We start from the raw sequence: 10,670 nt of genomic DNA on the forward strand, positions 1-10,670 counted from the left end.
GCGGGGCCGTCCCCGTGCGCGTGTGCGCGGGGCCGCACGCGTCACACGACCGTCGGCGCGGTCTGCGTGCCGGCGGGGGAGGCCGGGACCGTCGGGCCCGGATCCCGGCGGGCCGGGATCCGGAACGCCAGGACGGTCGCCAGGAGCATCAGCCCGGTCGCGGCCCAGAAGACCACGTTCATCGACGAGACGAAGGCGTCCACCGCCTGCTGGTGTGCGGGCCCGGTCAGCCGGCCGATGGTGCTGGTCGTGCCGCCGGGGCCGCGGGCCGCGTACACCCGGCTGAGCACGGTGCCGAAGACGGCCGCGCCCAGGGCGCCGCCGAGGGTCTGGAAGAACCGGACACCGGTGGTGGCCACGCCCAGCTGACCGGCCGGCGCGGTGTCCTGGACCAGCTGGATCAGCTGGCCGACGAGCTGCCCGAAGCCGACGCCCATCAGCAGCATCATGGCGCGGACCGCCCAGAGGCCGGTGTCCGCGGTGAGCGTGGCGAGCAGGGCCAGGGCGGCACAGGCACAGGCGCTTCCACTGATGACGAAGGTCCGCTGCGACCAGCCGGCCGAGGCGAGCCTGCCGGAGAACAGCCCGACGACGGTCATGCCGATCGCCATCGGGATCAGGAAGAGTCCGGCGGAGGAGGCGTCGACGTCCCGTACGACCTGGAGGTAGATCATCACGTAGATCAGCGAGCCCATCATGGCGGCGCCGACCAGGCCCTGGACGGCGAAGCCGTACCGGAGTTCGCGGATCTTGAACATGGTGAGCGGGAGCACCGGTTCGGCCGCGGTGACCTGGCGGCGCAGGAAGAGGACGAGCAGGACGGCGCCGCCCGCGATCAGCCCCACGATCTGCGGGGACGACCAGGCGTAGTCCTTGCCGCCCCACTGGGTGACCAGCAGCAGCGCGGTGGAGAAGGCGGCCGCGAGTCCGGCGCCCAGGAAGTCGATCGTGCGGCGGGCGGTGCGCGCGGGCAGCCCGAGCACGCAGACCGCGGCGACCAGCACGGCGAGGCCGACGGGCAGGTTGATGTAGAAGATCCACCGCCAGTCGGCGTGGTCGGCGAGCAGTCCGCCGAGCCACGGCCCGAGCGCCATCCCGGTGCCCGCGACGAGCCCGCCGACGCTGCCGCCCCTGCCGCCGTCGTCCTCCTCGGGGCCCTTGAGCTCGCGCAGCACGACCATGGTGACGCTCATCAGTCCGCCGCCGCCGATGCCCTGGAGCGCGCGGGCGGCGATCAGCTGGCCCATGGACCCCGCCATTCCGCACAGCACCGAGCCGGTGAGGAAGGTGGCGACGGCCCCGACGAAGACCTTCTTGGCGCCGAGCACGTCGCAGAGCCTCCCGTACAGCGGCAGGGCCGCGGTCGCGGCGAGCTGGTACGCGGCGATCAGCCAGGGGATCTTGTCGACGCCGTGCGCCGGATCGAGCTCGCGGACGATCGGCACCGTCGCCGACGAAACGATGTTCGTGTCGAGCACGGCCAGCAGGATCGTGGCGATGCAGAGCACGAAGCCGATCAGGCGCCGGCGGTCGGTCATGGCCGTGGGCGTGGCTGCGGGCATGGCGGATCTCCCCTCCCCGGCGGCTCGGCGCCGCCGTGGTCCGGCATCACCATGACCCACGAAAATGTATCTGGTCAAGAATTAATCCGAGCTTAACTTTCATCCTGGTACAGTGCCGCCATGACCGAGGGGATGAGCCTGCGCGAGCGCAAGAAGCTCCAGACGCGCCACCGCCTGCTGGCCGCGGCCACCGAACTCTTCGCCGAGCGCGGCTTCGACCAGGTCTCGGTCGCCGAGATCGCCGAGGCCGCCGAGGTCTCGAAGATGACGGTCTTCAACTACTTCGCGAGCAAGGAGGACCTGGTCCTCTCGCCGATGGAGGAGCACGTCGGCGATGTCGCGCGGGTGGTACGGGACCGGGCGCCCGGCGAGTCCGCCCTGGCCGCCGTGCGGGCCCAGTTCCTGGACGCGATGGAGCGCCGCGATCCCTCGGTGGGGATGAGCGACCTGCCGATGGTGCTGGAGGTGCGCCGGCTGATCCAGGAGACCCCGGCGCTGCTGATCAGGGCCCATTCGTTCTCCATGCGCTCCTTCGAGCTGCTCGCCGAGGTCCTGGTCGGGGAGGGGCAGGAGCCGCCGATCGCCCGGATCGCGGCGGCCCAGCTGATCGGCACCCGCAATTCGCTGATACAGGCGAACCAGCTGCGGCTGCTGGCGGGCGACCGGGCCGACGCGATCGCCCCGGACGCCGCCGAGCTCGCCGAACGCGGCTTCGGCCTCCTGGCCGGCGGACTGGGCGACTTCGCGATCCGGAACTGAGCCGACGGCATACGGCCGACCACTCATGGCAGACCGCCCGTGACCGACCGCCGACCGGGTCGCCCGGCAGGCCGTAGGCTCCCGGGCATGCCGCCGTCCCGGAAACACGCCCGCCGCTACGACCCGGCCCGGACCCGCAGCGCGGTCCTGGCCCAGTTCGCCCACGTCCGCGGGGCCGTCCGCACCCTGACGCCCGAGCAACTCGCACGGCCGACCCGGCTCGGCGACTGGACCGTGCGCGAACTGGCCGTGCACCTGACCATGGGGCTCTCGCACCTCACCCGGAACCTGGAGCTGCCGCCGCCCGCCGGGGCCGGGCCCGTTCTGGAACTCCTCGACTGGCCGTTCTCGACCGCGGACCGGGCCGCCCCCATCGCCGACGGCACCAGGGAGCTCGCCGCGGCGACCCCGGACCTGGACGCGCTGTACGAGGAGGTCACCGGGCGGTTCGAGGCGCTGGTGCCCGAGGTTCCCGACGACCGGCTGCTGTCGGTCCCGGCGGGGACGATGCGACTGGCCGACTTCCTCGTCACCCGTACCGTCGAGCTCGTCGTGCACACCGACGACCTGAACGAGGCGACCGGCCTCGACGTCCCGTACGACCGCCAGGCGCTCGCCGCCTGCACCCGGCTGCTCGCCGACGCCCTCGCGGAGAAGGCGCCGGGCGGCTCGGTCGAGGTGCGCGTCCCGCCGTTCGCCGTGGTCCAGTGCGTGCAGGGCCCCAAGCACACCCGCGGTACGCCGCCCAACGTCGTCGAGACCGACCCGCTCACCTGGATCGGGCTCGCCACCGGCCGTACGCGGTGGGCGCGGGCCCTCGACGACGCCAAGGTCTCCGCGAGCGGCGAACGGGCCGACCTCGACGCCCTCCTGCCCCTGATGGGCTGAGCGGTCCCGCGCCGGTGACCGGTCCGGGCGCCACCCCGGGGAACCCCGCCGACGGGCCGCAGCCGACAGAGCCATGGGCGGCAACCGGCAGAGCCGCGGGCCGCAGCCGGTAGGACCGTATGACGCACGGTCCCGGCGGCGCGGCCCGCGGACCCGGCGACACGATCCGCGAACCGGCGAGTAGGGCGGAGTTCGATGTGAGGCTCGCCACGAAACGCACGTTCGGCCGGGTTCCGCGACGGTCCGTCGACCGGTTCACCGAGCGCCACCATAGGGCCCGGTGCACCCCCGCGCCGAATGGCCGGAACTCGACGGTCCCAGGGGCGCTGATCCGCGCAGCCGCCGCCCTGTGGCCGGTCCGCGCCCCGTCCTCCGAGCCCGCCGGACCCCGTGGGTGATCACTCCGAGTGATCGCCCGGAAGGGGTCCCGCACCCTCCTCGGGAGCGCTTCCCCGGTGGTCCGGCGCGGTGTCCCGAATTCGGACCAGTGGTCGACCTCGCCTACACTCGGTGGTGTGCCTCGTGGTGATGGACGACTCAACCACGACCTGCTCCCCGGAGAGAAGGGCCCCCAGGACGCTTGCGGCGTCTTCGGTGTCTGGGCTCCGGGCGAAGAGGTCGCCAAGCTCACCTATTTCGGACTGTATGCCCTGCAGCACCGTGGACAGGAGTCCGCGGGCATCGCAGTGAGCAACGGGTCCCAGATCCTGGTCTTCAAGGACATGGGACTGGTCTCGCAGGTCTTCGACGAAACGTCTCTGGGATCCCTCCAGGGCCACATCGCGGTCGGTCATGCCCGCTACTCCACCACCGGTGCCTCGGTGTGGGAGAACGCGCAGCCGACGTTCCGTGCCACCGCGCACGGCTCGATCGCCCTGGGTCACAACGGCAATCTGGTCAATACGGCCCAGCTCGCCGAGATGGTCGCCGACCTTCCCCGCAAGGACGGCCGCGCCACCCAGGTCGCCGCGACGAACGACACCGACCTGGTGACCGCCCTGCTCGCCGGCCAGACCGACGACGACGGCAAGCCGCTCACCATCGAGGAGGCCGCCGCGAAGGTGCTTCCCGAGGTGCGGGGCGCCTTCTCCCTCGTCTTCATGGACGAGCACACCCTCTACGCGGCCCGCGACCCGCAGGGCATCCGCCCGCTGGTCCTCGGCCGGCTGGAGCGCGGCTGGGTGGTGGCCTCCGAGACCGCCGCCCTCGACATCTGCGGCGCCAGCTTCGTCCGCGAGATCGAGCCGGGCGAACTCGTCGCCATCGACGAGAACGGCCTGCGCACCTCGCGCTTCGCGGAAGCGAAGCCCAAGGGCTGTGTCTTCGAGTACGTCTACCTGGCCCGCCCCGACACCGACATCGCCGGGCGCAACGTCTACCTCTCCCGGGTGGAGATGGGCCGCAAGCTGGCCGCCGAGGCGCCGGTCGAGGCCGACCTGGTCATAGCGACGCCGGAGTCCGGCACCCCCGCCGCGATCGGTTACGCCGAGGCCAGCGGCATCCCGTTCGGCGCCGGACTGGTGAAGAACGCCTACGTCGGCCGGACCTTCATCCAGCCCTCCCAGACCATCCGCCAGCTCGGCATCCGGCTCAAGCTGAACCCGCTCAAGGAAGTCATCAAGGGCAAGCGCCTGGTGGTCGTCGACGACTCGATCGTCCGCGGCAACACCCAGCGCGCACTGGTCCGGATGCTCCGCGAGGCCGGCGCCGCCGAGATCCACATCCGGATCTCGTCCCCGCCGGTCAAGTGGCCGTGCTTCTTCGGCATCGACTTCGCCACCCGCGCCGAGCTGATCGCCAACGGCATGTCGGTCGAGGAGATCGGCACGTCGATGGGCGCGGACTCGCTCGCCTACATCTCGCTCGACGCGATGGTCGAGGCGACCACGATCGCCAAGCCGAACCTGTGCCGCGCCTGCTTCGACGGCGAGTACCCCATGGAGCTCCCGGACCCGGAGCTGCTCGGCAAGCAGCTGCTGGAGACCGAGCTGGCGGCAGGCCCGGCGGCGACCGCCGCGACCGACGCGCTGCGCCGCCCGTGACGGCCCGGCCGTCCACCTCCGGCCACCAGCCCCGTATCTCCACACGAAAGATCCCAGGCAATGTCTGAGACAACAGGTGCTTCCTACGCGGCAGCGGGCGTCGACATCGAGGCCGGCGACCGCGCCGTCGAGCTGATGAAGGAGTGGGTGAAGAAGACGCAGCGCCCCGAGGTCGCGGGCCTCGGCGGCCTCGGCGGCTTCGCCGGCCTCTTCGACGCCTCGGCCCTCAAGCGCTACGAGCGTCCGCTGCTGGCCTCCGCGACCGACGGCGTCGGCACGAAGGTCGACCTCGCCCGCAAGATGGGCGTGTACGACACCATCGGCCACGACCTCGTCGGCATGGTCGTCGACGACCTGGTCGTCTGCGGTGCCGAGCCGCTGTTCATGACCGACTACATCTGCGTCGGCAAGGTCCACCCCGAGCGGGTCGCGTCCATCGTGAAGGGCATCGCCGAGGGCTGTGTCCTGGCGGGCTGCGCCCTGGTCGGCGGCGAGACGGCCGAGCACCCCGGCCTCCTCGGCCCGGACGACTTCGACGTCGCCGGGGCCGGCACGGGCGTGGTCGAGGCCGACCGGCTGCTGGGCCCGGACCGCATCCGCGAGGGCGACGTGGTGATCGCCATGGCGTCGTCCGGTCTTCACTCCAACGGGTACTCACTCGTCCGCCACGTCGTCTTCGACCGGGCCGGCTGGTCGCTGGACCGCCAGGTCGAGGAGTTCGGCCGGACCCTCGGCGAGGAGCTCCTGGAGCCCACCCGGATCTACTCGCTGGACTGCCTGGCCCTCACCCGTACGACCGAGGTCCACGGCTTCAGCCACGTCACCGGCGGCGGCCTGGCCAACAACCTGGCCCGGGTCATCCCGGACGGACTGCACGCCAGGGTCGACCGTTCCACCTGGACGCCCGGCGCGGTCTTCGACGTGGTCGGCCGGACGGGACGGGTCGAGCAGCTGGAGCTGGAGAAGACGCTGAACATGGGCGTCGGCATGATCGCGATCGTGCCGGCCGAGTCCGTGGACGCGGCACTGACGACGCTGGCCGACCGCGGGGTCGAGTCCTGGGCCGCGGGCGAGATCATCGGGCGAGGGGCGCACACCTCGGGTGCGGAGCTCGTCGGCGAGTACGCCCGCTAGGCATCGATGGGACACCGGGACGACCTGGTGCGACATGGACGAGCTGGACGTGCACACCGGGACCGCCCGGTGTGCACGAAGCCCCCGACATCCCCGACCGCCGGAATCACGGCAGGTCAGGAGGGCGGGAGCAGGTCATGGACACCGGTTTCCACGCATGAGGTGTGCGGGGAGGAACCGGGCCGGGGCAGCACAGAACCCGGCCCGGGACAGGCCCGGACCGGGTTGATGTGTCAGCGCGAGGTCAAGCGCCGCGGCGCTGTGACGACGGACCGGACTTGTCGTCCTCGTCCTCGTCCTCGTCGTCGTTGTACAGATCCGCGTACTGTGCGTACGGGTCATCCTCCTCGTCGTCCTCGAACGGCTCCGCGTTCGGTGGCTGACTCGAAGGTGATGCGCCCAGCTCATTGGCCAGACGCGAAAGGTCAGTCCCGCCGGTGCTGTACTTCAGCTGGCGGGCGACCTTGGTCTGCTTGGCCTTTGCCCGGCCGCGCCCCATGGCTCGACCCCCTCGGTGACGGGGCTCGACGGCCCCAGAGTCTTGACACGCGTTCATGTTTCAGGACGGACTCTCGCATGGAGAGACCGTGCCCGTAGGGCTTCAACGGTACCTGCTTCCGCGGCCGTACGGTACGTCGCCCGCATCACGCACCCCGGAAGGAGACCTGCGAGGAGCCCCGTCCTTGCTGGTCAACTGCGATTTTAACCTCTTCTTGGCGGGCGACCCGCCGACCGGCGTGAGTCTCGTCTCGCCGGTCGGCGGCCGCTCGGCCCGACCCGTCGCCGCACGCGTACGGCGACGGGTCGACGACCCTCAGCTACGGCGCGCTTCGGCCATCCGCTGCTCGGCGATCCGGTCGGCCGCCGCGGCCGGCGGAATGCCGTCGGCCTTCGCACGTGCGAATATGGCCAGCGTGGTGTCGAAGATCTGGGTCGCCTTCGCCTTGCACCGGTCGAAGTCGAAGCCGTGCAGCTCGTCGGCGACCTGGATGACACCGCCCGCGTTCACCACGTAGTCGGGCGCGTACAGGATGGCGCGGTCCGACAGGTCCTTCTCGACGCCGGGGTGCGCGAGCTGGTTGTTGGCCGCGCCGCACACCACCTTGGCGGTGAGCACCGGGACGGTCTCGTCGTTCAGGGCGCCGCCGAGCGCGCACGGGGCGTAGATGTCGAGGCCCTCGGTGCGGATCAGCGCGTCGGTGTCCGCCGCGACGGAGACCTCGGGGTGCCGCTCGGTGATCCGGCGCACGGATTCCTCCCGGACGTCCGTGATCACGACCTCCGCACCGTCCGAGAGCAGGTGCTCGACCAGGTGGTGGCCGACCTTGCCGACTCCGGCGACCCCCACTTTTCGGCCACGCAGTGTCGGGTCGCCCCAGAGGTGCTGGGCCGAGGCCCGCATGCCCTGGAAGACGCCGAAGGAGGTGAGCACCGAGGAGTCGCCGGCGCCGCCGTTCTCGGGGGAGCGGCCGGTGGTCCAGCGGCACTCGCGGGCGACGACGTCCATGTCGGTGACGTAGGTGCCGACGTCGCAGGCGGTCACGTAGCGCCCGCCGAGCGAGGCCACGAACCGGCCGTAGGCCAGCAGCAGCTCCTCCGTCTTGATCTTCTCCGGGTCGCCGATGATGACGGCCTTGCCGCCGCCGTGGTCGAGGCCGGCCATGGCGTTCTTGTACGACATGCCGCGCGCGAGGTTCAGCGCGTCCGCGACGGCTTCTCCCTCGGAGGCGTACGGATAGAAGCGGGTGCCGCCGAGGGCCGGGCCCAGGGCGGTGGAGTGGATGGCGATGACGGCCTTGAGGCCGGTGGCGCGATCCTGGCAGAGCACGACTTGCTCGTGGCCCCCCTGCTCCGAGTGGAACAGGGTGTGCAGTACATCAGCAGGCGCGCCGGTCACATCGGTCACTGTGGTGACTCCCAAGTACGAAGCGGCGGAGGACCCTCCTGAAGGTGGGGAGGGCCGTGGACCGGCCGACATGGCAGGTCCGACTGGGCAAGAGCGTAAGTCCTACGCGCACGTAGATCTGTTCCGGTGCCGGGATCACCCCCCGGCGGAGTACGGGCATGACACGATCTGCTGCATGTCGGTGGTGTCTTCGGTGCTCGTCCCCTACGCGTCCTACCTCCGGGTGTACGAGCCGCTGGCCGCCTTCCCGGAGCCCGAACGGAGCCACTGGGCCCGGTACGCGGAGCGCTCCGGGCGCCCCACGGCCCAGGACGAACTGCGCCGTTCGCTGGCCGACTTGGCGGCCACGCCGCCGGTCGGGGTGCCCGCGCACGAGAGCGGGGACGCGTTCGTCGTCGAGGCGGACGGGGTGGTGTGCGTCTGTCCGTGGCGGACCAGGCTGCGCGGCTGGCTGGCCCTGGAGGAGCTGGCGGAGATGTTCCCCGCCCCCGTGCTCGACGCGGTGCTGCCGCCGGTGGTGCGCGGGCAGGCGGTCGCGGACCACGAGCGGTGGGCGGAGCGGAATCCGGACGCCAGGCCGTGGATCCGCACCTCGGTGTGGCAGGTGCCGGTGCGCTGGTTCGTGCTCTTCTCCGACGAGGAGCGGGAGTACGCGGCGGGCGGCGACGGCGCGGCGCCCGTGCTGCGGTACCGGACGCCCATGGTGCAGGCCCGGCGCCGGCTGGCACGGGCGCTGCGGACGATGCGGGAGGCGGTGGACGAGGGTCCGCTGGTCGAGGGGCTCGTGGACGTGGGGCGCTGGCTGGAGGAGTTCCATCCGCGCGCGCTGGTCGAGCTGGACTACGCGGGCCTGGTGCACGCCCTGCCGGCCGGGCAGCTCGCCGGGGACCGGTCGGCCGCCGACGTGGCCGAGGGCATCGAGGCGCTGCGGGCCGGTGACACCGAGGGGGCGAGCGCGGCGTACGGACGGCTGGCGGAGCGCTGGCGAGCGGTGAAGGACCGTCAGTTCGCGAACTGACGGGGCGCGCTCCGTGTCCGGTTCTCGTTCCGGTGTGATCTGAATCCGATGTGATGTGAACCGGTGCCCCGTGCGGTACGTGGGGACGTGGAGGCGGAAGTCCGTCCGGGACCTACGTCCCGAACCGGGCCTTTGCCTCAAGCGTGATGGATAGCACTAACTGGGCCCTTGCGCCGTTCCCTACTCCTCGTGCCAAAATAGGACAAGGAGTCCGGGGAGGGCTCCTTCCGCCCAACTAAGGGCGGATTGCTCTGCATTGCACGCTATGGGGGGTCTGGTGACTCCTGATCGCTCTGTGACTGATCGTCACGGCGGTGTGACTGTCCGCTATGGCATGGTCCATCGGCTTCCGTCGCTGATGAACACCTGGGAGGGCAATTCCATCGGTTTGGCCGACGTGGCTGGACGGATGGTGTAGTTGTAGTGCCGAGGACAAGCCGTTCGTCCTATAACCGACTCGGCCCGCGTCCGCCATTTCGGGCAACGCGGGTCAAGGTGCAGAATTTAGAGGAAAGAACCGAGATGGTTCGGTTCTCCCGAGGAGGCCGCTCATGACTGCTCGCACCCCTGATGCCGAGCCGCTGCTGACCCCGGCTGAGGTTGCCACGATGTTCCGCGTGGACCCGAAGACGGTTACCCGCTGGGCAAAGGCCGGCAAGCTCACGTCCATCCGTACGCTCGGTGGACACCGCCGGTACCGCGAGGCAGAGGTCCGCGCACTGCTTGCGGGTATTCCGCAGCAGCGCAGCGAGGCCTGACACACCCCCTGCGTCGCACAACAACCGGGCTTCCGGGTCCCCCAACCCGCACAGGCCCACCCAATGGCTCCAAATGACGGGCGCCCGCCCCAACGGGCGCCATACCTGTGAAATACGGGTGCGTCGTTCGATCGCGCTGGACTCCGCCGGGTCCAGCGCGATCTTTTTGTGCCCGCGCACGCCCGCGCGTCCCTGTGCGCGCCCGCACGCGCCTGTACGTGCCTGCGCGTTGCCGGGTGTTCCCGGGCGGGTTCGCGCACGACCGGGCCGGGCCGTCCGAGGAGGCCGGGACGGGGTGGGCCCGGATGGTCCCACGGGGTTCTCGTCCAGGTGGTGCAATTGCACATATTAAATTCGGCAGTTGTAGGACGGGTGTAAGGTCACCCCTTCTCAGAACTCCTTGAGTGACTCCCGTCACACCGCACGGGTCCCGCTGCTGACGAGCCTGCCACCGCCGGGAAGCGGAACGCCTCGCCATTGGTCGCTCGGCGGGGGGACTTTCGTCCCGGCTTTCCCGGGCGCGGGGATTTTCGCCCCGGCCCTCCCGGGCGTCTCCGGCGCCTCGGGAGCGGCGCGGGCGGTYCGGGGAGGGAAACGGGCCCG

General features: G+C 71.1%; 9 protein-coding genes. 6 read left to right on the top strand and 3 right to left on the bottom strand.

Features of this window, described 5'->3' with window-relative positions:
- Window positions 1–41 precede the first annotated feature (41 nt).
- Complete coding sequence (locus EAO76_RS18740) at window positions 42–1,562, bottom strand: MFS transporter (RefSeq protein ID WP_262375583.1); 1,521 nt, start codon at window positions 1,560–1,562, stop codon at window positions 42–44.
- Window positions 1,563–1,682: 120 nt separating this feature from the next.
- Here EAO76_RS18740 and EAO76_RS18745 point away from each other — a divergent pair, with 120 nt between their 5' ends.
- The 4 genes from EAO76_RS18745 to purM all read left to right on the top strand — a co-directional run bounded on the left by EAO76_RS18745 (window position 1,683) and on the right by purM (window position 6,385).
- On the top strand, window positions 1,683–2,321 hold the full coding sequence (locus tag EAO76_RS18745; protein WP_148837072.1) for a TetR/AcrR family transcriptional regulator: 639 nt from the start codon (window positions 1,683–1,685) through the stop codon (window positions 2,319–2,321).
- 87 nt (window positions 2,322–2,408) lie between these two features.
- A complete protein-coding gene (locus tag EAO76_RS18750) occupies window positions 2,409–3,209 on the top strand; it encodes a maleylpyruvate isomerase family mycothiol-dependent enzyme (protein WP_148837073.1) in 801 nt (266 codons plus the stop codon).
- A gap of 515 nt (window positions 3,210–3,724) precedes the next feature.
- Complete coding sequence (gene purF / locus EAO76_RS18755; RefSeq protein ID WP_148837074.1) at window positions 3,725–5,251, top strand: amidophosphoribosyltransferase; 1,527 nt, start codon at window positions 3,725–3,727, stop codon at window positions 5,249–5,251.
- A gap of 60 nt (window positions 5,252–5,311) precedes the next feature.
- Window positions 5,312–6,385, top strand: coding sequence for a phosphoribosylformylglycinamidine cyclo-ligase (purM, locus tag EAO76_RS18760; protein WP_148837075.1), 1,074 nt, complete (start codon window positions 5,312–5,314; stop codon window positions 6,383–6,385).
- 244 nt (window positions 6,386–6,629) lie between these two features.
- Here the strand turns inward: purM and EAO76_RS18765 are convergent, their stop codons facing one another.
- Complete coding sequence (locus EAO76_RS18765; protein ID WP_148837076.1) at window positions 6,630–6,884, bottom strand: DUF3073 domain-containing protein; 255 nt, start codon at window positions 6,882–6,884, stop codon at window positions 6,630–6,632.
- A gap of 315 nt (window positions 6,885–7,199) precedes the next feature.
- Window positions 7,200–8,291, bottom strand: a complete 1,092-nt coding sequence (locus EAO76_RS18770; RefSeq protein ID WP_148837077.1) for a Glu/Leu/Phe/Val dehydrogenase dimerization domain-containing protein — start codon at window positions 8,289–8,291, stop codon at window positions 7,200–7,202.
- A gap of 175 nt (window positions 8,292–8,466) precedes the next feature.
- On the opposite strand from EAO76_RS18770, the gene EAO76_RS18775 reads away from it, so the two are divergent.
- On the top strand, window positions 8,467–9,309 hold the full coding sequence (locus EAO76_RS18775) for a hypothetical protein (protein ID WP_148837078.1): 843 nt from the start codon (window positions 8,467–8,469) through the stop codon (window positions 9,307–9,309).
- Window positions 9,310–9,860: 551 nt separating this feature from the next.
- Window positions 9,861–10,067 (top strand): developmental transcriptional regulator BldC, encoded by a 207-nt coding sequence (gene bldC / locus EAO76_RS18780; RefSeq protein WP_003949541.1) that lies wholly within the window; start codon window positions 9,861–9,863, stop codon window positions 10,065–10,067.
- The last annotated feature ends 603 nt before the right edge of the window (window positions 10,068–10,670 follow it).

It is taken from the genome of Streptomyces sp. sk2.1, from assembly GCF_008120935.1.
Taxonomy (GTDB): Bacteria; Actinomycetota; Actinomycetes; order Streptomycetales; family Streptomycetaceae; genus Streptomyces.

Coding starts and splice junctions, on each gene's coding strand:
- EAO76_RS18740 (WP_262375583.1), bottom strand. CDS start 1,562: ATGCCCGCAGCCACGCCCACGGCCATGACCGACCGCCGGCGCCTGATC.
- EAO76_RS18745 (WP_148837072.1), top strand. CDS start 1,683: ATGACCGAGGGGATGAGCCTGCGCGAGCGCAAGAAGCTCCAGACGCGC.
- EAO76_RS18750 (WP_148837073.1), top strand. CDS start 2,409: ATGCCGCCGTCCCGGAAACACGCCCGCCGCTACGACCCGGCCCGGACC.
- purM (WP_148837075.1), top strand. CDS start 5,312: ATGTCTGAGACAACAGGTGCTTCCTACGCGGCAGCGGGCGTCGACATC.
- EAO76_RS18765 (WP_148837076.1), bottom strand. CDS start 6,884: ATGGGGCGCGGCCGGGCAAAGGCCAAGCAGACCAAGGTCGCCCGCCAG.
- EAO76_RS18775 (WP_148837078.1), top strand. CDS start 8,467: ATGTCGGTGGTGTCTTCGGTGCTCGTCCCCTACGCGTCCTACCTCCGG.
- bldC (WP_003949541.1), top strand. CDS start 9,861: ATGACTGCTCGCACCCCTGATGCCGAGCCGCTGCTGACCCCGGCTGAG.